Annotated in this window: 25 protein-coding genes; 8 read left to right on the top strand and 17 right to left on the bottom strand. The window is 67.0% G+C overall.

All coding sequences use genetic code 11. The features are described 5' to 3' along the window. Positions 1-55: 55 nt before the first annotated feature. Together IRG63_RS12190 and IRG63_RS13865 are read right to left on the bottom strand one after the other, a co-directional pair. Positions 56-622: a DUF1992 domain-containing protein gene (locus tag IRG63_RS12190; protein WP_168627809.1), complete on the bottom strand. Its 567-nt coding sequence runs from the start codon at positions 620-622 to the stop codon at positions 56-58. Positions 623-646: 24 nt separating this feature from the next. Beyond that, the gene (locus IRG63_RS13865; protein WP_227412136.1) at positions 647-973 is read right to left on the bottom strand and encodes a cupin domain-containing protein; all 327 of its coding nucleotides are present in this window, start codon (positions 971-973) and stop codon (positions 647-649) included. Positions 974-1033: 60 nt separating this feature from the next. Here IRG63_RS13865 and IRG63_RS13860 point away from each other — a divergent pair, with 60 nt between their 5' ends. Together IRG63_RS13860 and IRG63_RS12175 are read left to right on the top strand one after the other, a co-directional pair. Continuing rightward, on the top strand, positions 1034-1375 hold the full coding sequence (locus IRG63_RS13860) for a DUF488 domain-containing protein (protein WP_349236213.1): 342 nt from the start codon (positions 1034-1036) through the stop codon (positions 1373-1375). Between the two features lie 351 nt (positions 1376-1726). After that, on the top strand, positions 1727-2572 hold the full coding sequence (locus IRG63_RS12175; protein WP_349236212.1) for a CPBP family intramembrane glutamic endopeptidase: 846 nt from the start codon (positions 1727-1729) through the stop codon (positions 2570-2572). 20 nt (positions 2573-2592) lie between these two features. Here IRG63_RS12175 and IRG63_RS12170 read toward each other — a convergent pair whose 3' ends face one another. Together IRG63_RS12170 and IRG63_RS12165 are read right to left on the bottom strand one after the other, a co-directional pair. Further along, complete coding sequence (locus tag IRG63_RS12170; RefSeq protein WP_193510299.1) at positions 2593-3111, bottom strand: O-acetyl-ADP-ribose deacetylase; 519 nt, start codon at positions 3109-3111, stop codon at positions 2593-2595. Between the two features lie 28 nt (positions 3112-3139). Continuing rightward, positions 3140-4147 (bottom strand): DUF2510 domain-containing protein, encoded by a 1008-nt coding sequence (locus tag IRG63_RS12165; protein ID WP_168627805.1) that lies wholly within the window; start codon positions 4145-4147, stop codon positions 3140-3142. Positions 4148-4369: 222 nt separating this feature from the next. Here IRG63_RS12165 and IRG63_RS12160 point away from each other — a divergent pair, with 222 nt between their 5' ends. Next, positions 4370-5488 carry a winged helix DNA-binding domain-containing protein gene (locus IRG63_RS12160; RefSeq protein ID WP_193510298.1) on the top strand — a complete coding sequence of 373 codons (1119 nt, stop codon included), beginning with the start codon at positions 4370-4372 and terminating at the stop codon, positions 5486-5488. A gap of 20 nt (positions 5489-5508) precedes the next feature. After that, positions 5509-7260 carry a DUF2207 domain-containing protein gene (locus IRG63_RS12155; protein WP_168627803.1) on the top strand — a complete coding sequence of 584 codons (1752 nt, stop codon included), beginning with the start codon at positions 5509-5511 and terminating at the stop codon, positions 7258-7260. On the opposite strand, the gene IRG63_RS12150 is transcribed toward IRG63_RS12155, so the two are convergent. The 7 genes from IRG63_RS12150 to IRG63_RS12120 all read right to left on the bottom strand — a co-directional run bounded on the left by IRG63_RS12150 (position 7257) and on the right by IRG63_RS12120 (position 14729). Next, positions 7257-7520, bottom strand: coding sequence for an acylphosphatase (locus IRG63_RS12150; RefSeq protein ID WP_168627802.1), 264 nt, complete (start codon positions 7518-7520; stop codon positions 7257-7259). The two genes, IRG63_RS12155 and IRG63_RS12150, sit on opposite strands and share 4 nt — an antisense overlap. Positions 7521-7523: 3 nt before the next feature. After that, the gene (locus IRG63_RS12145; protein WP_168627801.1) at positions 7524-7742 is read right to left on the bottom strand and encodes a hypothetical protein; all 219 of its coding nucleotides are present in this window, start codon (positions 7740-7742) and stop codon (positions 7524-7526) included. A 177-nt stretch (positions 7743-7919) separates the two neighbouring features. After that, positions 7920-8777 (bottom strand): DUF4190 domain-containing protein, encoded by an 858-nt coding sequence (locus IRG63_RS12140; protein WP_193510297.1) that lies wholly within the window; start codon positions 8775-8777, stop codon positions 7920-7922. A 72-nt stretch (positions 8778-8849) separates the two neighbouring features. Continuing rightward, positions 8850-10154, bottom strand: coding sequence for a GNAT family N-acetyltransferase (locus tag IRG63_RS12135; RefSeq protein ID WP_193510296.1), 1305 nt, complete (start codon positions 10152-10154; stop codon positions 8850-8852). A gap of 34 nt (positions 10155-10188) precedes the next feature. Continuing rightward, a complete protein-coding gene (locus tag IRG63_RS12130; protein WP_210422930.1) occupies positions 10189-10596 on the bottom strand; it encodes a CoA-binding protein in 408 nt (135 codons plus the stop codon). Next, positions 10586-13783: a beta-phosphoglucomutase family hydrolase gene (locus IRG63_RS14125; protein ID WP_210422929.1), complete on the bottom strand. Its 3198-nt coding sequence runs from the start codon at positions 13781-13783 to the stop codon at positions 10586-10588. The genes IRG63_RS12130 and IRG63_RS14125 overlap by 11 nt, the downstream gene beginning before the upstream one ends. Before the next feature lie 34 nt (positions 13784-13817). Then, positions 13818-14729, bottom strand: coding sequence for an oxygenase MpaB family protein (locus IRG63_RS12120; RefSeq protein ID WP_168627797.1), 912 nt, complete (start codon positions 14727-14729; stop codon positions 13818-13820). A 124-nt stretch (positions 14730-14853) separates the two neighbouring features. On the opposite strand from IRG63_RS12120, the gene IRG63_RS12115 reads away from it, so the two are divergent. Together IRG63_RS12115 and IRG63_RS12110 are read left to right on the top strand one after the other, a co-directional pair. Beyond that, positions 14854-15075: a hypothetical protein gene (locus IRG63_RS12115; RefSeq protein WP_168627796.1), complete on the top strand. Its 222-nt coding sequence runs from the start codon at positions 14854-14856 to the stop codon at positions 15073-15075. Then, the gene (locus IRG63_RS12110) at positions 15076-15807 is read left to right on the top strand and encodes an alpha/beta fold hydrolase (RefSeq protein WP_168627795.1); all 732 of its coding nucleotides are present in this window, start codon (positions 15076-15078) and stop codon (positions 15805-15807) included. It abuts the gene before it with no gap. 21 nt (positions 15808-15828) lie between these two features. On the opposite strand, the gene IRG63_RS12105 is transcribed toward IRG63_RS12110, so the two are convergent. Then, positions 15829-16497, bottom strand: coding sequence for a histidine phosphatase family protein (locus IRG63_RS12105; protein ID WP_193510293.1), 669 nt, complete (start codon positions 16495-16497; stop codon positions 15829-15831). A 107-nt stretch (positions 16498-16604) separates the two neighbouring features. On the opposite strand from IRG63_RS12105, the gene IRG63_RS12100 reads away from it, so the two are divergent. Continuing rightward, on the top strand, positions 16605-17357 hold the full coding sequence (locus IRG63_RS12100; protein ID WP_168627793.1) for an SDR family NAD(P)-dependent oxidoreductase: 753 nt from the start codon (positions 16605-16607) through the stop codon (positions 17355-17357). An 8-nt stretch (positions 17358-17365) separates the two neighbouring features. Here IRG63_RS12100 and IRG63_RS12095 read toward each other — a convergent pair whose 3' ends face one another. Then, on the bottom strand, positions 17366-17650 hold the full coding sequence (locus IRG63_RS12095) for a GNAT family N-acetyltransferase (RefSeq protein ID WP_193510292.1): 285 nt from the start codon (positions 17648-17650) through the stop codon (positions 17366-17368). Between the two features lie 39 nt (positions 17651-17689). On the opposite strand from IRG63_RS12095, the gene IRG63_RS12090 reads away from it, so the two are divergent. Continuing rightward, on the top strand, positions 17690-18280 hold the full coding sequence (locus tag IRG63_RS12090; protein WP_193510291.1) for a YdeI family protein: 591 nt from the start codon (positions 17690-17692) through the stop codon (positions 18278-18280). A gap of 5 nt (positions 18281-18285) precedes the next feature. Here IRG63_RS12090 and IRG63_RS12085 read toward each other — a convergent pair whose 3' ends face one another. The 4 genes from IRG63_RS12085 to IRG63_RS12070 form a co-directional block, all read right to left on the bottom strand. After that, positions 18286-18891 carry a DedA family protein gene (locus IRG63_RS12085; protein WP_370566259.1) on the bottom strand — a complete coding sequence of 202 codons (606 nt, stop codon included), beginning with the start codon at positions 18889-18891 and terminating at the stop codon, positions 18286-18288. 43 nt (positions 18892-18934) lie between these two features. Continuing rightward, positions 18935-19426, bottom strand: coding sequence for a glutathione peroxidase (locus tag IRG63_RS12080; protein ID WP_349236210.1), 492 nt, complete (start codon positions 19424-19426; stop codon positions 18935-18937). A gap of 19 nt (positions 19427-19445) precedes the next feature. Further along, complete coding sequence (locus tag IRG63_RS12075; RefSeq protein WP_193510290.1) at positions 19446-19622, bottom strand: hypothetical protein; 177 nt, start codon at positions 19620-19622, stop codon at positions 19446-19448. Between the two features lie 88 nt (positions 19623-19710). Further along, positions 19711-21372, bottom strand: a complete 1662-nt coding sequence (locus tag IRG63_RS12070; RefSeq protein ID WP_168627788.1) for an MFS transporter — start codon at positions 21370-21372, stop codon at positions 19711-19713. Between the last annotated feature and the right edge of the window lie 52 nt (positions 21373-21424).

Here is a 21424-nt window from a genome sequence, read left to right as displayed (position 1 = left end):
CGGATCGCACGGCTCGCTGGTTGAGGGATCGCGAAGCGATCGTCTCGAAACCAGCTCAATCAGCGCGCTTGCGCAGCCTGTCACGCCACGATTTCCGCGGTTGCGGCTGAGCATCCTCCACCCGCTCCGCTTGCCGTGCCCGGCGCCGTGCCCTCCACGCGGCAACCTCGGCATCGATGTCGCGCGTCATCGTGACGACCGGCGGTCCGCCCAGCAGCTGACGCCGCGCCTCGATCACACGCTTGTTGAAGTCCTCGAGGATGCCACGGACGTCCGCCTCAGTGAAGGCCCGATCGAGCCTCTCCTCGAGCTGGACATCCTCGGTGCGGAGTGTCAGGGCCGGTGGCCCTAGCCCGGTGATGCGTTCGCTCTGGATCTTCTGGCGGATCCACCAGTCGGGGTCGTACACCCGCCCCAGGTTGGTCAGGGGCTTACCGGCTCCAGGCAGGTTGTCGAAGTCCCCGCGGCGGATTGCCTGCTGGATCGCCATCTCGACGGCTTGCGACCGCTGCTGCGCGGTCGGCGCTTGCTGCTCCTGCTCTTCGGCATCCGGTGTCGATTCGTCGAGGCGGTAGCGCATAGCCCGGATCCGCGCATCCTCGTCGGGGTGCTTCGCGGACATCTTCCCAGCATAGTTTCGCTGACGCTATCTGGTCACGAGCGTGAGCATCAGCCGCGCATCCGTGACAGCCTCCACCTCGTGGCGTGTCTTCGCGGCCAGGCTGATCAGCCCACCCGGCTTCAGGATCAGCTCCTCACGCGCCACGCGCACCTTGAGCTCGCCGTCAACCGCCTGCATGAGCAGCTGGCCCGGCGCGGCATGGTCCTTCAGCACGTGACCCTCGGCAAACGACAGCATGACGACGCGCACTCCGCCGTCGGAGAGCACCGTGTTGTGGCTCATCCCCTCGGCGGGCACGGGCGCGGTGGTCAGCAGATCCTCGACAAACGTGAGCACTGTATCGGATTCCATGCTCGCCACCGTAGCCGCAGGCGCTGTCAACTGGCACTGTTGACTCACAGGAGGTCGAACGTGGAACTGAGAACGAAGCGCATCTACGACGATCCGAGCCCGGATGACGGCTACCGCGTTCTCGTCGATCGTCTCTGGCCGCGAGGAGTGAGCAAGGAGCGTGCGGCGCTTGGTGAGTGGGCGAAGGAGGTCGCGCCGAGCGACGAGCTGCGCACTTGGTTCCACCACGAAGTGCCGAACTGGCCGGAGTTCGAGCGGCGCTACCGGGCAGAGCTCGACAAGAATCCGGCAGCGGCAGAGCTGCGCGACTCGCTGGCCGGACACAAGGTTGTCACACTGCTCTTCAGCGCGAAGGACGAGCACCACAACCAGGCGCTGGTGCTGGCCGACTGGCTCAGCTGACCCTCAACCATCCAGCGAGACTTTAGGGCTTGCGTCCCCCGTTTGGGGAGTAGTCTGTGGCCACTAACGAGGTAAAACTCGACGGTATAGAAGGCCTCCTGAAGCTGCAATGCAGGTTCGGAGGCCTTCGCCATGTGCATCCGGTGCCGATGGACGCTGGATGGTCGCACACAGGTCTCGATCTCGGCAGCGCCCCCCTTTGGGGGATTATTTGCCGCTTGACGCGGGGTTACTGTGTCTCTACGCAATACGGGGGGCACCCGGGGGCGGTGAGATCACAGAAGCGCTGGACGGTACGGGGGTAACGGCCAGCCAAGGATCCCACCGCCTCCTGGCGTTTAAGCTGGAACGGTGAACGTGATCGAGTTGCGCCCGGCCACCGGAGTCTCCTGGCGCCTTCTTCCCGCCGCGCTGGTTTCTGCATCCGCGGTGTTGCTCTTCGGTGTCGGTGCTGACCACGACCTGGTCCCGCGACTGGCCGGCTACCTGCTCCTGGTGGCCGGCGTCGGTTCCGCGTTCGCCATCGACCGCGAACTCGCCGCCGACCTCGGCCTCATCGCAATCGGCATGGGGATCATCAGCACCATCCGGCTCGAGGCGGACATCAGCTACCTGAACATGGTTGTCATGGGAACGGTGCTCGCGCTCGCCGTCGTCGTGCCGTACCTGCTGTCGCGCCACGTCGTGAACCGCCGCCCGGGCACGCAGCCGATCGTCTTCCCGATTCTGACCGGGCGGCGCTGGTCGCGTGTGCAGTGGGTGTACCTCGTCGTCGTGGTTTTGCTGGGCTGGCTCATCCTGCCGACGTACTTCATCCACTCCGGCGCGTACCTGAACTGGCCGGCGGTCAGCGCACCGGATGAGATCGCGCGCCTGTTCGTCGGCGTTAACGCTGTTGGCATCTGGGATGAGCTGTTCTTCATCTGCACGGTGTTTGCTCTGCTGCGCAAGCACTTCCCGCTGTGGCAGGCGAATATCCTGCAGGCGACGATCTTCGTCTCGTTCCTCTGGGAGCTCGGCTACCAGAGCTGGGGTCCGCTGCTCACGATCCCGTTCGCGCTGCTGCAGGGCTACATCTTCATGCTGTCGAAGTCGTTGAGCTACGTCGTGGCGGTGCACCTGCTGTTCGACGTCGTCGTGTTCCTGGTGATCGTGCACGCCCACAATCCGGGCGCTCTGCCGATCTTCCTGTATTGACGACCGCGGGTGCGCAGGCCTCAGAGCAGTTCGCTCGCCGCCCGGTGGAAGAGCTCGTGCAGCTCGTCGCTGAACAGCACGAATCGCACGAGCTCGAAGTCGTCGAGCCGGTCGGCGACGCTGCTCACCGCGACGAACGCAGCGCTCTCCTTCGGCCATCCATATGCTCCCGCCGAGATTGCCGGGAACGCGACCGACTCGGCACCGAGCTCAGCCGCGACGTCGAGCGAGCTGCGGTAGGCGCTCTCGAGCAGGTGGGTGCGATCGTCGCTGGGAGAGTGCACGGGGCCGACGGCGTGGATCACCCAGCGGGCCGGAAGCCGCCCTGCGCCTGTCGCAATGGCCTGCCCGGCAGGCAACCCGTGCGGGAGGCGGTCCCGGCGCAGCATCCGGCACTCGGCGAGGATGTCGGGGCCACCCGCCGCGTGGATCGCGCCATCGACTCCGCCGCCGCCGAGCAGGGACGAGTTCGCCGCGTTGACGATCGCGTCGACCTCTTGTCGGGTGATGTCGCCCCGGATGATCTCAAGGCTGCCCATGAGCATCCCCTCCAGTCACCGAGGCCTGCTAGAACCCCAGGAACTGGCGGGCGAAGGAGATGAACATCGACACTGCGGCGACAGCAACCGTGATGACGCCGACCGTCAGCAGCAGGTTGACCCACAGCTGCCAGGTCATCTTCGACGTGTTGCGGAACACGGAGATCGTGCGCGCAATCAGGTAGACCAGCGAGCCGAGCAGCGCCCACGCCCAGTGCGCTGGTGTGATGTGCCCAAAGCTGGACAGCCGGCTGCGGTCACTGATGGCGAGCAGGAGGGTCACCGCGAACATCACCGCCGCCACAACCGCGAGGACCAGTTGCATCGGCGCTGCTTCGAGGCCGGGGATGTTGACCAGCGCGAAGATGGCGCCGAAAGTCAGCAGCGCTGTGATCAATGGCGTGAACGCGATCACCCAGGATGACGCGGTGTTCGACCGGGTCGGCCTCGTCGGACCGGACAGCCCCCGCCAGCGCGCGCCCGCGGGGTTCGCCTGGCCGGGCATCGTGCTGTAGCGAGTCGTCTCACGACCCCACTCGTAGGCTTGCTCACCCGGCTGGGAGAAATCAGCCTGCACCTCACGCAGTTGCGAGCGCGACGGCCCGTCGCCGACAGCCAGGGCAGGCGGCCAGGTCTCGGTGCCGAGGCCGGTGCCTTCCGGGTCGGTGAGAATCCCCGGCTGCTGAGTCAGTTGGGCGTCAACGAGCACGTCCAGGGCGGCGACCGGCGCTGGCACCGCGGCGGCCTCCGGCAGTGTTGCCGGCTCGGCTACTGCGACCGGCTCCGCCACGGTTGCTGGTTCGGCCACGGCGACCGGCTCGGCCACGGCGGCCGACTGCACAGCGGGTACCGCCGGAGCATGCAGCGGTACATCCGTGGGAGGCAGCGCCGGGAACACGGCCGTCGAACCGGTTGTTGGCGGAGTCGTCCCGTGAACGGCATCCGTCCACTGGGTTCCGTCCCACCACCTGAGTTCGGCGACCCCGTGGGGGTCCGGATACCACGCAGCGGGCGCGACGTCTCCCTGATCAGACAATCGTCCTCCTTGCGAATTCGGGTTAGCGAGGATTGGTTCCGAGTGTAAACAGGCTGAACCCAATCCGGATGCCCCCAGTTTGGCCGGATATATCGGTCGTAGTCGAGTTGCGGCGACCGGCAGGCGAGTCCCCACAACTGGGTACGGTTGATTCACCTTAGCGACGAATGCTCTCTGCGCGCGCGCATTTTCTGCGCCGCGCCGCCCGGCTACCATTCGTGCATGGCGCGGGGTCCGGAGCTGGTCGCGGCGCGCAGGCTCGCGCGCCACCTGCTTGAGGAGCCCCATGCACCGGATGCCGCCGCTGCCGCCTCCGCATCCGTCGGCACCCACGCGCAGATCGCGTCGTCCGCGGAAGTCTCGATCGGCATCCGGATGGCGGCCGGCGGTGCTGCCGACGTGCGCGAGGCGCTGTGGCCGCACCGCACCCTGACCAAGACCTACGGCCCGCGCGGGACAGTGCACTACCTCGCTACCGACGAACTCGGCATGTGGCTGCCCGCGCTCGACGCCGTGCCGGTGACCGGGGGAGGGCCGGATGATGTGCGACTGGACGGCGACCAGACCACCGCGGTGGTCGAAGCCGTTCGCGACGCGCTCGCTCAGCCGGGCATCGAGGACGGGCTCACACTGGACGAGCTGGACAAGGAGGTCGTTGCCCGAACGGGTTCGTGGGCTGGAGAACTCGTGATGCCGGCCTTCCAGACCTGGTGGCCTCGGTGGCGACAGGTCATCTCGCGCGCCGCGGCCCGGGGCGCGCTGGCGTTCGGCCCTGGCCGTGGCCGCACCATCACCTACGTCCGGGCACCCGACTACGTGCGCGTAGAAGAACCCGAGGTTCAGTTGCTCCAGCGCTACCTGCACGCCTACGGCCCGGCAGCGCCGCGCGACTTCGCCCGGTGGTTGTCGGCCCCGATCGCCTGGGCTGACTCGGTGTTCGAGCGCGCATCCGTCGAGCGGATCGCTGACGTGTTCGTGAATGCTGGGGACACCGGCTTTCCCGACGCAGCCTCGAGCGCGGTGTTGCTCCTGCCCTACTTCGACGCCTTCGTCGTCGGCAGCCACCCCCGGTCCGAGCTGTTTCCCCGCCGGGCCTACGAGCGGGCACTCGCTCGTGGGCAGGCGGGCAACTACCCGGTTCTGGTGGTGGACGGCACGGTCCAGGGTGTGTGGCATCAGAAGAAGAGCGGCAAGCGCATCGCCATCACGGTTGAGGCGTTCAGCAGGCTCAGCGCCGGCCAGCGGCGGGAGGTCGAGCACCGCGCGGAACGCATCGGAGCGATCCAGGGAGCGTCGGTGTCGGTGAGCTTCGGCGAGGTGAGCGTCGGGCCCCACGCCTGATCGTCAATAGAGTTGAGAGCGTGAAGCGCCTCCTCACTTTCGTCTCCCTCACCCTCGCTCTCGTAGTCGGCTTCGCCGCCCCGGCCGCTGCCGACGTCGACGACTTCCACTTCGACAGCTTCACCGGCGAATACTTCCTCAGCGCCGATGAGAGCGGACACTCGACGCTGCGCACCGTGGAGACGCTCGTCGCGGTGTTCCCCGACTTCGACCAGAACCGGGGCATCCGGCGCGAACTCGTCGACCGCTACGACGGGCATCCGACCGACATCGACGTCGTCAGCGTCACAGACGAGTTCGGCGCACCACGCGAGTGGGAGTCAGAGAGCGACGGCGATTTCGTGGTGCTCACCATCGCCGGTGACAACTATGTTCACGGCGAGCAGACCTATGTGATCACGTACGAACAGCGCTTCGTGACCAGGTACTTCGACGACACAGGCGTCGACGAGTTCTACTGGGACACTAACGGCACCGGATGGGGGCAGCCGTTCGGTTCGGTCACCGCCAACGTGCACATTGCCGACGCGCTACGGGACTCGCTCACCGGTCAGGTGGCCGGCTACGCCGGCTACGAGAGCTCGACCGACCCGGCGACGATTGCGGAGTTGCCGGATGGCTTCTCGTTTTCGGCAACGAACCTGCAAGCCGGCCAGAACGTCACACTGGCGATCGCCTTCGAGCCAGGCACCTTCACCCCGCGGCCAAGCGGCTTCACCGACTCGATCTGGCCGATCCTCGCCGCGATCGGCGCCGCGCTGGCGGTGGGCGCGGCGATCGCAGCCGTTTTCGTGAGGTTGCGGCTGCTCCGCGACGCACCGAGCCGCGGGCTGATCATCCCCGAATACCTCCCGCCGAAGGGCGTGAACCTGTTCTACTCGGCGAACACGATTCACCAGGTGAGCAGGGCCACCGCGGCCGAGCTCATCAAGCTTGCCGTCGACGGCAACATCCGGATCCTTGAAGAGGAGAGGCGCGGCAAGTTCACCCTCGAGTTCCTCCACGACGACGGGCTCGACAAGGACGAGAAGTCGTTCATCAACGCGATCTTCGAGTACAAGCCGGCCCCCGGCACACGCAAGAAGCTGAAGTCGTCGGACAGCAGGGCGGCGAAGCGCATCCTGTCGCTGAACGGCCGGGTGTCCAAGTACATGGTGGAAAAGGGCTACCGGCGGAAGGTCCCGGCGATGAGGGTTGCCTGGGTGGTGATCGCGGCGACCCTCGCGTCGGTTGCCGGCGTGCTGTTCAGCATCGTCTCGTTGGATCAGGACTACGGCGGTGCGTGGCCGGTCTTGACCCTGGTCGTCTCGGTGGCTGCGGCGATCGCAACCTACATGCTCGTGTCCAAGTCGCCGCTGGCCGCCAAGGGCGTCGAGCTGCGCGACTATCTGAAGGGGCTGCACGAGTACATCGACCTCGCGGAGACGGATCGGCTGCAGTTCCTGCAGTCGCCGGAGGGCGCGTTGCGGTCCCGGGTGTCGGTGGATGACCCGGCGCAGGTCGTGAAACTGAACGAGCGGCTGCTGCCGTACGCGGTCCTGTTCGGCGAGGAGAAGCGCTGGGCGCAGGAGCTGGGCCGCTACTACGAGCAGACCGGCTCGCAGCCCGAGTGGTACTCCGGGACGAGCGGATTCAATGCGGCACTGTTCGCGAGCAGCATCGGATCCGTGTCGTCGACCGCGTCGTCATCCTTCAGTGCGTCTTCGGGTGGCTCCGGCGGCGGTGGCTCGTCGGGCGGCGGCGGTGGTGGCGGCGGGGGAGGTGGCGTCTAGCCAAGCTGAAACCCTGCCTGCCCCGTCTCGCCCAACTCGGTCACGTCGATCGCGTCGACCCGGGCGTGACTCGGCCCCTGCCGCAGCCAGGCGGTCATCCGCTCGACTGCGGCATCCGGACCCTCAATCTCGACCTCGACGCTGCCGTCTGCACGGTTCCGGGCGTGCCCACTCAGGCCGAGCGCTTCGGCCTCGCGCCCGGCCGACCAGCGGAATCCGACCCCCTGCACCAGTCCGCGCACGATGACGAGCTTGCGCACGGCTTACGGCAGCCCGCCCATGTCGCCGTCGGCACGCGGGTTCCGGGGCAGGTTCTCGAGCGGCTCATCCGGATCTTCGAGACCGAGGTCCTCGCCCGGCTCGTCGATATCCGGGCCACCGTCAGGTTCCTTCGGCGGGATCGGCACTTCTGGCGATGCCGGATTGGGGATCGACGGCACGTCCGGCTCGCTCGGAGTCTCGGGGTTGTTGGGGTCGCTCATGAAGGCTCCTGATTCTTCGTTGGCGCGGGACTTCCGCTCGTTCCCGAACGTAGGCGCGCACGGCATCCGGATGCGCAGTTGCCAGCGATCTAGCAGGTACCTGGCGCCCGGTGGACGACGCATAACGCAGAAGCGGCTCTCATCCATTTCAGGATGAGAGCCGCCTCTTCGGGTTACCTATTGAGCAGCGAAGAAGAACTTGTCTCCGAAGAGACTCGACACGGCCCACGTGCCGCTTTCGGCATCGGCCGTCGGAATGAGGATTGTGATGTTGCCGGATGCAGTGCCTCCTGGGAAGAGCTCATTGATTCCGTTGAAGGCTGGCTCAGGGTCCACCACCCACGAGTCAATCTGCGTGTGCGTCGTTCCTGCGGCCGAGACGAACTCAACGCGCACCCCCAATGACGGAAGGCCGGTCTCATCGCCGACGTAGGTGACAGTGAGTGGCACAACGGCGTACTGGAACCCATCCTTCGGCGCGTCGTTGAACTGATTCGCTGCCTTCACGGCGTCGTTAGCGTTCAGGATCGGTGCACCCAGGGTGACCTCGAACTCGGCTTCTCCGAAGTTGGCGAGTTCAATCGTTGTGCCGATCGGTGCGGGATTTTCGCGAGTACCGACCTCATCGGCCGAGTCATCCGACTGCTCATCGGCGGGAGCCTGGCCGTTGTCGACAATTTCGGTCTTGGGAAGGGAGTTGTCAACTGCCGCGATGAAGCCGGCGGTGTAAGCCGTTGCCAGGACGATCGAAAGGATCATCGCGACGAACGAAACGGCTGTTCCGGCGATCGCGACACCCTTTGACTTGTTTTTGAGGAACAGCGCGATGATGCCAAGCACCAGGCCGACGAACGCGACGAATCCTGTCACAAAGTTCAGGAAGGGAATGAAGGAGCCAACAAACGCCACGATTCCGACGATCAGTGCTGCGATGCCGAGCCCGTTGCTGGACTTAGGCTCGGCGGGCTGTGGTGCGGGGGCGTAAGGGGTCGTTGGTTGCTCAGGATTTTCGGAGACTGGTGGTGTAAGCGTCATAGTTCTTCCACTGTAGGTGCAGCCCACGACAACGGTCGTTCAAGCTCCACCCCCAATGGGGGTGGACTCAGGTCAGAACCAGATGCTCAACCAGGGCGCGACCGGCGACGCGAACGCTCGATCAACCGCCACTGCAGCGCTCGGCGTCTGTTCCAGGATCCGCCCGGCCTTGGCCAAGGTCGTCGCCGACACCGCGCCGAGGCTGATCGCGGCGAGCTCATTCACCGACAGCGCCACTCCAGCCGCATCCGGGGCGTCGCCGTCGCTGACCAGGCCGACTCCATCCGCGTCGACCTCGAGCAGGTAGTCGCCGGTGGCGAATCCGAGCGGATCGGTCACCGTGAGCCGGAACCGCCCCGGCGCGCTGTACCGCCGCGCTTCGAGCACCGCCCTCGGGTCGAGGATGCGCAACCAGAGGTGGTCGGACTCCCACGTCTTCTTCACCGCGCGGAAGTCGGCCACCTGCCAGCGGAACGGCTCGTCCACGGGGCGCAGTGACGCCGTGATGGTCGTGATCAGGTCCACCTGGAGCAAGTAGCGCCAGAGCGCCGAGTAGGCGTCATCGGTGGCGCCGATCAGGTAGCCGAGCGAGAGCTTGCCCTCTGCCTCGCCGCGGTCCGGCCGGTAGATGGCGAAACCCTGCGGTGTGCCGTGCTCGTCGTCATACCGCACGCAGCGGGCGCTCTTGGCCGCATCGTCGCTGGGGAGGCCGAAGAGCCGATCCCACAGGATGCCCCAGAAGCGGATCTGACCGGGCACCGCGAGGCGAGCGCGTTCCAGGATCGCCGGGCCGTCGTGATCGCGCAGCTGTTCGGTCGTGACCAGCTGTACCCGCCCACCGGGGATCGCGCCGCTCCATTTCGCGCGTGCGACATCGATCTCCCACTCGGCCATCATCGCGGCGGGGGAGAAGCCCCATCGTTCGTAGATGGTGGCCTCGGATGCGGTGAGAATCGCGGCCGGGATGCCCAACGCCTTCGCGGTGCGCAGCTCGCCCTCCATCAGGCTGCGCGCGATGCCGCGCCGGCGATGGGTTGGAGCCACCGTCACCGCGCTGATCGCCCATGCCGGGATGCTGGCCTCCCCGGCGACGGTGAGGTCGGTGACCCACGACCCGAGCGTGCCGACCGGTGTCGGGGCGTCCGAGAGCGTGTCATCCCAGACGCCTACCGCACGCCGTTCGAGGTAGGCGAAGCGGCGCAGCTCGGCGCTGTCGGCGTCGCCGGCCGGGTCGTGGAAGCCGCGCCCGACCGCACTGAGCCAGTGCCGGAACGCGACCGGATCCTTGGTGTCGACGAGCTCGTAGCGGAGCTTGTCATCGGCGAGGGCGGCGGCGGATGCCGCGTCAACGGGCGCGGTGCGGAAGTCTGCAGTCACCGCCCCAGTCTTGCGCAGGCGGGCCCCGGATGCGCTACTTGCGGATGCCCAGCCGACGCACCGTCGCTCCGATGCAGATGTCCTCGAGGTAGGTCATCCCCGCGTTCTCTGCCGTCGCTCGCGCGTCGGCTGAGGTGATGCCGAGTTGCAGCCAGAGCACCTTGGCGCCGACTTCCGCGGACTGCCTGGCGACATCCGGTGTCTCCTCGGACGGCCGGAAGACGTCGACGACATCAATCGGCACCGGTATTTCGGCGAGGGAGCGGTAAACCTTCTGACCGGCGATCTCGTCCGCCTTCGGATTCACCGGAATCATCGTGAACCCCGCTTCTACCAGCCAGATCGGCACCTCACCGGAGGGCTTCTCGGGGTTCGCTGATGCGCCCACAACGGCAATGGTCGTAACGGAGGTCAGGAGGGCGCGGAGTTCATCATCGGTCATGCGGGGAGTTTGCCATGCTTGTGCGGTCGTCATGGGCGAACTCGAGCGTCTCTCCGGGCGAGATCATGTGCCGTTGCCCCTGGATCTCCAACTCAATCGGTGCGGTGCCGCCCGGGTTGACCTGCACGCGCATGAGCCGCTCGTCCACCGTCAAGCGCAGCAACTGGTGCTGGAAGTTCAACGTGAAGTCGATCTGGCGCAGTTCCGGTGGCAGCACAGGGTCGAGCTTCAGTCGGCCGGCGCGCACGTCGAGTCCCGTGTAGCAACGCGTCACCATGTCGATCGAACCTGCCATCGCACCCAGGTGCACGCCCATCTGCGTGGTGCCGCCCTGGATGTCCGCAAGGTCGCTCTCGAGCGCCTCGACCAGGAATCCCCATGAGCGGGCTCGATCCAGTCTCGCCTCCACCCATGAGTGCACAACATTGCTCAGCGTCGAGCCGTGCGTGGAGCGGTCGCGGTAGTACTCCACGGTCGCCCGCACCGCTTCATCCGGGAACTCGTAGCCGAGCCCGCCGAGCACCTCCCGCAGCTCGTCGGCGCTGAACAGGTATAGCAGCATGAGCACATCTGCTTGCTTCGACAGCTTGTAGTTGTTGGTGCTGTCGCCCTCGCTCGCGAGGATGAGGTCGAGTCTTCCGATCGACCCGTACTTCTCGCGGTAGCCGTCCCAGTCGAATTCCTTCAGTGTGTCGAATCCCTCGAACTGGCTGATCACCCCATCCTCGTGGAACGCCACCCGCAACCGCCGGCCGATGTTTCGCCAGCGGGCCTGCTCGCCGGGGCGAAGCTGGACTCGGGTCCAGACCTGGGCCGAGTAGCGCACCTTCAGCAGGTCCACCACTTCCGCCGTGCGTTGCAGCACCCACGCCGCCATGACGTTGGTGTACGCGTTGTTCTTCAGGCCCAGGCCGGGGGTACCCGGGTAGCCGTCATGAAACTCGTCCGGCCCCATGACGCCTGAGATGTCGAACCGGTCGTCGACCGGGTCGTGCACCGCGAGCGATGCGAAGAACCGGCTGACCTCGATCATGAGCTCGGCGCCCTGCTCGACGAGGTAGTCGAGGTCGCCGGTGATCTCGTAGAAGCGCCACACGCTGTACGCGATCGCGAGCCCGACGTGGCGCTGCCTGGACGAGTTGTCCGGCATCCACTGCAGGTTGCGCAGGTTGTAAAGCTGCGTCGGCGTCTCCTCACGCCCGTCGATGCCGCTCTGCCAGGGGAACATCGCTCCCGCGTGTCCGTTCTCACGAGCCGCGGCCTTCGCCTCGGCGAGTCGCCGGTACCGGTAGCCCAGCAGCGCGCGGCTGATCTCCGGTCGGTGCATGGACAGCGTCGGGTAGACGAACATCTCGTCCCAGAAGATGTGGCCCCGATACCCTTCGCCGTGCAGCCCGCGTGCTGGCAGTCCGGCGTCGAGGTCGGCGGTGACGGATGCCACCGACTGCAGCACGTGGAAGGTGTTGATGTTCAATGCGAGCTGCTGGCGCTCGTCCGCCTTCAGCAGCACAGTGAACTCGTTCCACAGCACGCGCCACGCACGCTCGTGTTCGGACACCAGGGTCTGCAGGTTAGGCAGCCGCCGAATCGAGGTGGTCGCAGACAGCGACGGTGACGAGATCGCCCGGTCCCTGGAGGTGTTCACGACCAGCGTCTTCTCGATCGTCAGCGGGACGCCCTTCGTCAACTCGACGTCGATGTCCTGTGCGATCCAGCCCTTCGCATCCGTCTTCAGCGTCCTGTGCAGGTTGTGCAGCACCACGCTGTCGACGCTCACTCGAGTCCGCGCCGCCATTGCGATGCTGATACCCGACTGGTTGGTCTCCATTTCCAGCAGCAGCGACTCGGAGTCGACCTGCTCCATGGCTCGCGGCTCGAGGTGCTGGTTCGCGAGCAGCCGGTACTCGGGCACGTTGCGGTTGGCGACTCGTCCCTCGATGCCCGACCGCACGACGATGTCGCCCGACCAGTTCTCCGCCTCGATCGTCATGCCCAGTCCGGCGAGGTGCGACGCCGCCTGGGACACGAAGCGAGCCTGGGTGACCTTGGTGATCCGGCCGACGCCGTCCCGCATCCGGAGCTCGCGGGTGAAAACCGCGCGACGCAGGTCGAGGGTCTGCTCGTAGTCGAGCAGTTCCACGTCGTCGACGCTGAACCAGTTGCCGCCGTCCACTCGGAACGTCAGTTGCAGCCAGTTCGGGGCGTTGACCAGATGTTCATCTTCGACCACATGCCCGCCGAGGTCGGTCTGAAGCCGGTTGTACACCCCGGCGAGGTAGGTGCCCGGGTAGTGGGGGGCGTTATCACTCGACTCCGGCGCGGCGCCGCGGGTGGCGAAGTACCCGTTTCCGAGCGTGCACAGGGTCTCCCGAAGCGGTTCGGTCGCGGGGTCGTAGCCGGTGTAGTGCAGCCGCCACGGGTCGCTTTCGGTCTCGCCGCCAGCCCAGCCGGGATGCGCGGCCTCCAGTCTCGTGTCGAGGTTGCTCAGGTCGGTTGCGACCAGATGGGCGCCGGCAACCCGCAGGCCGCCGGCGGTTCCGCCGCGGCGGCTCACGCCGACGACCCAGCCGAAACCCCCGTTGGCTGCGGCGGCGACGCCGGCCACCGAGTCTTCGAGCACTGCCGCTCTCGCCGGCCGCACCTTGAGCTCGCGCGCCGCCTCAAGGAAGGTTGCCGGGTCCGGCTTGCCCGGCAGTCCAAGTTCACGCGCGCGGTTCCCGTCGACGAAGACGTCGAAGTACTGCTTGACCCCGGCGGCCTCGAGGACGCGGTCGGCGTTGCGGCTGGAGGTCACGAGCCCGATGGGCACGGAGCGCGAGCGCAGCCGGTTCAACAGCGTGACCGTGTCCGGATACGCCTTGACGCCGTTCTCCTCCAGATACAGGTCGAAGTGGTGCTGCTTGCGCGCCGCGAGCGACTCGATCGTCACGCCGTCGCCGGACTCGGGCACGTCGATGCCGCGAGTCGCAAGGAAGGCGCGCACTCCGTCCTCGCGGCTGCGGCCGTCGACCGATCGTCGGTAGTCGAGGGTCTCGTCGAACGGCGCGGCATCCGGGGCCAGCTCGGGGATCACCTCGTCGAAGAGCGCCTTCCACGCGCCGGCGTGAACGCTGGCCGTGTCTGTGACGACGCCATCCATGTCAAAGATGACAGCTTCGAACGTGTCGGACTCTATGCGGTCAGTCACACGGGCGATTCTAGCTTCGCGAATTGCGCGGGACTCAGGCGGAGGGCAGCGGATGGGCGCTCGCGATGCGCGCGAGCCTCGCCCGTGCGGCCTCTTCCGCTGGTGCCGAGCCGCCCAGCAGCATCCGGAGACTGCCGAGCAGCACCCCGGTCGCCCAGATCGCCGGCAGCCTGGTTGCCTTCAGCCCGAGCACCCTCCGGTACTCGGCGGGGATGGACTTCACGGCGGCGGCGAACATGATGCGGTAGGCGGGCATCATCGAGCGCTTCAGCGGAGGGTTCCGGATGAAGCTCACCGCCGCCTCGACCCTTTCGTCATGATGCAGCACGCCCGTCCGGTTGAAGGCATGCAGTTGCGCCTGCAGTTCGGCCTCGCTGCGTGGCGGGTCGGGGATCCCCAGCAGCTCGGCGGCGATGGCCCACTCGCGCACGTACGCATCGGGTCCGCCCGGGATCGGCTTGCCCCACAGCTCGTGGCAGCCGAGGAATGCGTCGGCGAATACGATGTGCACCCAGCTGAGGAGTTCCGGATCGTTGGCCGCGTAGGGCCGTTCGACCCCGGTCTTGTCAAGATAGGTGCCGCGCACGCGCTCGTGAAACCGCGCCACTCGAGCCGTTTCCTCGCGCGCGAGGTGGGTGTCTCCGAAGGTGACGATGGTGAGCCACTGCACCGTCCCCGCCAGACGGCCGAGTGCATCCTCCCGGAATCGTGAGTGGTCGTGCACGCCCGCCATCGCACCGGGGTGCAGGGTTTGCATGAGCAGGGCCCGGATGCCGGCCACCATGGTCGGGATGCCGCCGTGCACCGTCCAGGTGGCGGAGCCGGGAGCGAAGAACCCCTGATCAGAGCCGGATTCGATTTTGTCCACCCAATACGGTCGACCGTCCGGTTCGCCGGTGAGCGTGCTGAGCAGGTTCGCCCGGAGGCGGTCGGCGAGTCGAGCCATGGGTGCGAGGCTACTCGCCCGGTTCTGTGCGCTCCAGAGGAACTCACCCCAGAAACAATGCACTCGGGTCGAACCTGAACGACCGCTGGGCGGAAGCCGTGCGTCGCGGTGGCACGATAGGAGCATGACTGACGCTGAGGAGCCGCGGACGACGCCCGAACAGGAGGGCGCGCTGGACGCGACCGTGAATGAGAAGGTCGACGGGCTGGTCGAGCAGATCCGAGCCGACATCGCTAGCGGAGATGCGGAAGATGCCGCATCCATCCTCAGCCAGCGGCTGGGCGACTCCGGCATTCAGGTCACGGAGGAGGAGTTCCGCGCGCTCCTCACGCGGATCGGCGCCTGAGTGGCGGTGCCGCACTCGCCGATTCCGGTCGTGCTCGTGCACGGCATCCGGATCAGCAGCACCATGTGGCGGCCGCTCGCCGGCGAACTCGAGCGCACCAGGCGGGTCGAGCTCGTCGATCTGCCGGGCCACGGGAACCGTCTGGACGACAGGTTCACGCTCGACTCCGCCGTTGACGCTGTGCGCGATGGCATCGACCGCGCTGGCGGACGAGCGGTCCTCGTCGGGCACTCCCTGGGCGGCTTCACGAGCATGGCGACCATCTCCCGGCATCCGGAGCGAGTGGCCGGCTTCATCGGAATCGGCTGCAGCATCCGGCCGCGTGGGCTGGGGGTCGCCTTCTACCTGGGCGTCTCGCGCGCGATGGCCCGCAACCCGCAGCGCGCCGAGAAGCTCAGTCTGAAGGGCTTCCAGCTCATGCTGCCGCCGGAAGTCGCGGCGGCGATGTCCGCTGGCGGCCTCGCGGTTCAGGTCATGCCGGATGCGGTGCGCGGCATCGCGGGGGTGGACCCGATCGGGCTTCTCGGTTCGTTCCGTGGGCCGGTCCGGCTCGTCAACGGCACCCGGGACCCGTTTCGGGCCGAGGAGCGCAGGATCGCGAGAGCTCTCGACCACGCCCGGGTGATCAGCGTGCCGCGCAAGAACCATCTCAGCGTGCTCGGCGAGACTCGCCTCATCGCGTCCATCGTCGAGGACACGGCCGCGTCCCTGGACCGCGAGCAGGTCGCCTGACGCTGCCGACGACGGATGCGGTCAGTCGGCCTCACTGAGCAGCTCGCCGGTCGGGTCTTCGGCGCTCGCATCCGCCAGCACGGCCCCGCCGATCGGCTGGTCCGCCCACCGGGCGAGCGACCAGCCGTCATCGAACGAACCGTCGAGCACGACGATGCCGGTGTTGTCCAGGTGATTCTCGGCCGCGAACGTCGGCGCCACGTTCGTCGCGTGCGCGGCAACCCACACCCGGATCGCCGCCCCATGGCTGACGACCGCTGCCGAGTCCACCCCGGAGCGCGCGATCGACTCCAGGTCACCGTTGTAGCGGCCGAAGAAGTCGTGACCATCGGGACCGCCCGGCATCCGCGCGTCCAGGTCACCCGACCCCCAGGCGAACACCGTCTCAAGGTAGGTGCGCACCGACGGCAGGTCACCTCGACCCTCGAGCGCGCCGGCCTCGATCTCGTGCAACCCGCCGAGCACAGTGACGCCCAGACCGCGAGCGGCCGCGAGCGGCTGCGCGGTCAACTGGGTGCGGACCAGCGTTGAGGCGAACAGGGCATCGACACCCTGACCGTCCAAGGCATCCGGGATCGCCGCCGCCTGCGTCGTGCCCAGCTCGGTGAGGCCGGGACCCGGATGCGCGGTATCGAGCAACCCCAGGACGTTGGCGGGTGTCTGACCGTGGCGAATGAAGATGAGGCGCATCGCCCCCAGCCTAACGCGGCGACCCGCGCTCCCTCCGGGCGGTAACCTCCCAGCCACACGACGTTCACTGGGCACTCATCGCTCATGAGAGGAAGGGAGCGCAGGGCATGGACAATCGATTCAAGGGCAAGGTTGCCGTGGTCACCGGGGGAGGCTCCGGCATCGGGCAAGCGGTCGCCCTCGCGCTCGCCGCGGAGGGTGCCGCGGTCGTCGTGAACGACCTCAAGCAGGAGGTCGCCCAGGAGGTTGTCGACCAGATCACTGGAGCCGGCGGCAGGGCGCGCGCGGTAGCGGGCGATGTCGGGAATCCGGACGACGTCAAGGACACCGTCGACGTCGCGGTCGACGAGTTCGGTGCCGTGCATCTCGCATTCAACAACGCGGGGATCGGTGGACCGCTCGGCCCGCTCGCCGACATCGACATCCCGAGCTACCTGCAGCTCATGGATGTCAACCTGCACTCGGTGTTCTACGGGATGTACTACCAGATTCCGGCGATGCTGGCCGCGGGCGGCGGCTCGATCGTGAACACCTCGTCGATCCTCGGTCTGGTCGGTGACGCCAACGCGGTCCCGTATGTCACGGCAAAACATGGGGTCGCCGGGATGACAAAGGCCGCGGCGCTTGCCTACTCGTCGCTGGGCATCCGCGTGAACTCGGTGCACCCCGGTTACATCGACACTCCGCTGCTCGCGGGCCTACCCAAGGAGGCGTACGACGCGCTCGTCGGCAAGCATCCGATCGGGCGGCTGGGAACTGCGCAGGAGGTCGCCAACCTGGTCCTGTTCCTGCTCTCGGATGAGGCGGCGTTCGTCACCGGCTCGCAATACCTCGTCGACGGCGCGTACACCGCGCAGTAGCAGTCGCGTCAGCGGCTGAGCAGCTCGGCGCGCTCCGGATGCTCGTCGAACCACACGCCGACGTACCAGCACATCGGCACGATGCGGCGCTCACTGTTGGCCTCGACATCGTTGACCGCGAACTTGACGATCTCGCCGGCAAGGCCCTGACCGCGACGGTTGGGCGCGGTGTAGGTGTGGTGGAAGGAGATCTGGTTCTCGTTGATGCGGTAGTCGACGACGCTTGCGAGTTCACCGTCGATGAACAGCGCGTACCGGCTCTGATCGCTCTGGTGCACCATTTCCTTGGCCATGCCCTCCACCATATCGGTGGCCGCTCGTAGGCTCCCTGTATGGCCATCCCGCTCGAAGACATGCTGTTTTCGGATGCTGCCGCCTGGCGCTCCTGGCTGGAGCAGAACCACGACCGCTCGCCGGGCGTGCGCCTCATCCTCACGAAGAAGGGCGGCACGGTCACGGCGCTCGACTACGAGGGCGCATTGCAGGAGGCGCTGTGCTTCGGCTGGATCGACGGGCAGTCACTGCGGCGCGACGATGAGACCTGGTTCCAGCGCTTCACGCCCCGAACCAAACGCAGTTCGTGGTCGCTGAAGAATATCGAACGGATCGAGAGGCTCGAAGCCGACGGCCGCATGACGGATGCGGGCCGCGCAGCGGTGGAAGCGGCGAAGGCCGATGGTCGTTGGGAGGCTGCCTACGCCGGCCCAGCCTCGGCTGAGCTCCCTGCCGACCTGCTCGCCGCGATCGCCGCGGTGCCTGAGGCGCAGAGGATGTTCGAGGTGCTGAACCCCCAGAACCGGTTCGCGCTGTACTTCCGGCTGAGCCAGTTGAAGACTCAAGCCGGGCGAGAGCGCCGCATCGCCGCCTTCGTGGACATGCTCGCGCGGCATGAGACCCCGTACCCGCAGAAGCGCATGCCGTGATGTGCTCATAGGTGCCACCGGCGGCTGGCCACCACCGCCGTGATCCGATCGACGACGACTCCCAGAGTGATCGCGACGACGATCGACAGCACTACCGCAAGCACCGGATTCGACGAGAACCACGCACCGAACGCCGCCCCGATGACGACGTTGTAGACGGCCCACACGCATCCGGCGATCACGCTCAGGGGAAGGAACCTCCCGTAGGCGAACCCGGTGGCGCCTGCAGTGAGGTTCACCGCGATGCGACCGAACGGCACGAATCGGGCGGTCAGCATGACGACCGCTGCTCGTCGGTCGAGCGACCGGCGCGCCCACGCGAACGCCGACGCGACCTGGCGCCGTCGCATCCAGCCGAAACGCTCGAGTCCCACCGCCCGCCCGACCAGGTAGGTGAGGTTGTCGCCGAGCATGGCGGCTATCGCGGCGATCGGGATCAGCACCCACAGGTTTGGCTGCCCGGCCGACAGCGCGAGTGCGCCGAGCGCGACCACCACCGTCTCGCTGGGCACGACGATCAGGAAGGCGTCGGCCACGATCAGGGCGAAAACGACGGGAAACACCCACGGTGAACCGGCGGCTTCGATCACCCAGTCGACGAGTTCCTGCACGGCACACGTCTACCGGCCCAAGGTGAACGGGCGGTGCCGCCAGCTAGCTGACTGTGGCCAGCGCCTGCTCGATCGCCCGGACCACTTCCGGCGCGTCGGGCTTCACCGCGCTGCGGAAGCGGCGCACGGCGCCGTCAGGGGTGACCAGGAACTTCTCGAAATTCCACTTCACCTTGCCCGCCACGCCGTCGGCATCCGGGACGGTGGTGAGCTCGGCGTACAGCGGATGCTGCTTGGCGCCGTTGACGCGTGCCTTCTCAGCCAGCGGGAACGAGACGCCGTACGTCGTGGAGCAGAACTCCTGGATCGCCTCGGCGCTGCCCGGCTCCTGGAAGCCGAACTGATTGCACGGGACCCCGAACACGGTGAACCCGCGATCGCCGTAGGTGCGCTGCAGCTGCTCGAGCTGTTCGTACTGCGGTGTGTGGCCGCAATGCGAAGCGACATTCACCACCAGGACGACACCGTCGGCGAACTCGGCGAAGGTCGTCTCACGTCCGTCGATGGTTGTAATCGGGATGTCTCGAAGGCTCACACCTAGAGAGTGTACGTCGTCAGCGCAGCGCGCCTCCGACATCGAGCCCGAGGGTGATCGTCCCGCCCGGGAGGGTCGGGTCTTCCGCCTCCTCTGGCTGGTTCCGTCTCAGCTCTCTGACGACCGAGTACTCGAGGGTGTCCCCGTCGAGGTTCGACTCGTCGTGCGCTCCCGGGGGAAGGTTGAGGTCACTCATGTCGGGGCCCCTTGCGTTCGGTGGTCAGGTGTGCGGAGCCTACGAGCGCTCTCTGGTTCGCCTCTGAGAACCACCCCCGAACTCACCCTTAGACCGGGCGCTCCTCATCGGGCAGTGCCTCTTCGTCGTTCTCCTGCTCGACACGCTCATCCGGATCCAGGGTGGGTGGCGCGTCAAGTTGCTCTTCCTCGTCCAACTCGACTTCACGCTCGTCGTCGGGGTTCGGTTCGATCAGGTCTCGGTCCATGGCGTCAGTGTAGGCACGGATGCTGGAGAGGTGTGGGGAGTCCTCAGGCAACTGGATCGGGATGCTCGCGGTCTCATAGACCCGTACGCGACGGGGGATGATGAGCGCCAGCAGTGCGCCAAGGAAGGCGACGCCGGCGCCCACAGCGAACACTGTCTGGAAGGCGCCTCGGGTCGGGATCTCGATCCCCTGGTAGACGGTGAAGCTGGACGACAGGATCACCCCGATCAGACTCGCCGCGACGGTCGAGCCGAGGGTGCGCATCACCGAGTTCAGCCCGTTGGCCGCCGCCGTCTCCGTGGCTGGAACCGCATGCATGATCAGGGTCGGCATGGCCGAGTACGCAAAGCTCACGCCTGCCCCGACGAGCGTCGACACGAGGATGACATGCCAGATCTCCTGCATGAGGAACACCGAGATGGCGAAGGCGATGGCGATGATGAGCATCCCGAGCACGAGGCTCGTGCGCGGTCCGCGACGATCGGACAGTCTTGCGGCGACGGGGGAGAGCAGGAACATCACGATCCCGTTCGGCATGAGGCACAAGGCGGCGACGAGGATCGTCTGGCCGAGGCCGACACCGGTTGCGCTCGGCAGCTCGAGCAGGATCGGCTGCGATCCGGCGGTCACGAAGAACGCGAAGCCCGCCGCCACGGAGGCGAGGTTGGTCAGCAGCACCGGCTTGCGGGCGGCGACGCGGAGGTCTACCAGCGGGTCGACGACGCGCACCTCGTACCAGCCCCACAGAGCGAAGACGACGACGGAGCCGATCAGCAGGGTGAGGGTGAGCGGGCTCGTCCAGCCCCAGACGCTTCCGTTCGAGATCGCGAGCAGGAGCGCGACGAGCCCGATGCTGAGCCCGATCGAGCCGACCCAGTCGAAGCGGCCGGCGGTGCGCAGTGTGCTGACCGGGATGATCCGGATCACCAGCACGAACGCGAGCACGCCGAGCGCAGCCGACAGCCAGAACAGGTAGTGCCAGTCGAAGTTCTCCGCGATCAGCGCGGCAGCAGCCAGTCCGACAGCCCCGCCGACACCGAGCGATGCGCTCACAAGCGCGACCGACCGGCCGAGCTTGGACGGATGGATGACGTCCCGCAGGATGCTGATGCCGAGCGCGATCGCGCCGAGGCTCAGCCCCTGCAGCGCGCGGCCGATGACCAGCGGGATGAGCGTGTTGGAGATCGCGGCGATGAGCGAGCCGAGCACCATCAGCACGAGCAGTGCAAGGGTGATGCGGCGCTTGCCGTACATGTCGCCCAGGCGCCCGGCGATGGGTGTGCCGATGCACGCGGCAAGCAGCGTCGCGGTGAGCACCCACTGGGCCTCGGCGACCGAGGTGTCGAGCAGTGCGGGCAGCTGCGGAACGATCGGCGTCACGAGCGTCTGCATCGACGAGACGATGAGGCCGGTGCCCGCAAGGGTCGCCGTCATGGCCGTGTCGCTGGGGATGCGGGTGAGCCTCTTGCGCTCCTTGTCGCTCAGCCATCCGCCATCGTGCATCACTCAACGCTATCGCGCCGTGTGGCGGCGAAACCCGACCCTCAACGCTTCT

This window comes from Cryobacterium sp. BB736, from assembly GCF_014980265.1.
Taxonomy (GTDB): Bacteria; Actinomycetota; Actinomycetes; order Actinomycetales; family Microbacteriaceae; genus Terrimesophilobacter.
This window is presented reverse-complemented; position numbering and strand designations above follow the sequence as displayed.

What these genes read in the sequence shown, in the direction of transcription:
- IRG63_RS12070 (WP_168627788.1), bottom strand. Translation starts at nt 21,372, where the DNA reads ATGCACGATGGCGGATGGCTGAGCGACAAGGAGCGCAAGAGGCTCACC.
- IRG63_RS12140 (WP_193510297.1), bottom strand. Translation starts at nt 8,777, where the DNA reads ATGACGCTTACACCACCAGTCTCCGAAAATCCTGAGCAACCAACGACC.
- IRG63_RS12170 (WP_193510299.1), bottom strand. Translation starts at nt 3,111, where the DNA reads ATGGGCAGCCTTGAGATCATCCGGGGCGACATCACCCGACAAGAGGTC.
- IRG63_RS12190 (WP_168627809.1), bottom strand. Translation starts at nt 622, where the DNA reads ATGTCCGCGAAGCACCCCGACGAGGATGCGCGGATCCGGGCTATGCGC.
- IRG63_RS12160 (WP_193510298.1), top strand. Translation starts at nt 4,370, where the DNA reads ATGGCGCGGGGTCCGGAGCTGGTCGCGGCGCGCAGGCTCGCGCGCCAC.
- IRG63_RS12090 (WP_193510291.1), top strand. Translation starts at nt 17,690, where the DNA reads ATGGCCATCCCGCTCGAAGACATGCTGTTTTCGGATGCTGCCGCCTGG.
- IRG63_RS12130 (WP_210422930.1), bottom strand. Translation starts at nt 10,596, where the DNA reads ATGACCGATGATGAACTCCGCGCCCTCCTGACCTCCGTTACGACCATT.
- IRG63_RS12075 (WP_193510290.1), bottom strand. Translation starts at nt 19,622, where the DNA reads ATGAGTGACCTCAACCTTCCCCCGGGAGCGCACGACGAGTCGAACCTC.
- IRG63_RS12115 (WP_168627796.1), top strand. Translation starts at nt 14,854, where the DNA reads ATGACTGACGCTGAGGAGCCGCGGACGACGCCCGAACAGGAGGGCGCG.
- IRG63_RS13865 (WP_227412136.1), bottom strand. Translation starts at nt 973, where the DNA reads ATGGAATCCGATACAGTGCTCACGTTTGTCGAGGATCTGCTGACCACC.
- IRG63_RS12145 (WP_168627801.1), bottom strand. Translation starts at nt 7,742, where the DNA reads ATGAGCGACCCCAACAACCCCGAGACTCCGAGCGAGCCGGACGTGCCG.
- IRG63_RS12100 (WP_168627793.1), top strand. Translation starts at nt 16,605, where the DNA reads ATGGACAATCGATTCAAGGGCAAGGTTGCCGTGGTCACCGGGGGAGGC.
- IRG63_RS12105 (WP_193510293.1), bottom strand. Translation starts at nt 16,497, where the DNA reads ATGCGCCTCATCTTCATTCGCCACGGTCAGACACCCGCCAACGTCCTG.
- IRG63_RS12095 (WP_193510292.1), bottom strand. Translation starts at nt 17,650, where the DNA reads ATGGCCAAGGAAATGGTGCACCAGAGCGATCAGAGCCGGTACGCGCTG.
- IRG63_RS12120 (WP_168627797.1), bottom strand. Translation starts at nt 14,729, where the DNA reads ATGGCTCGACTCGCCGACCGCCTCCGGGCGAACCTGCTCAGCACGCTC.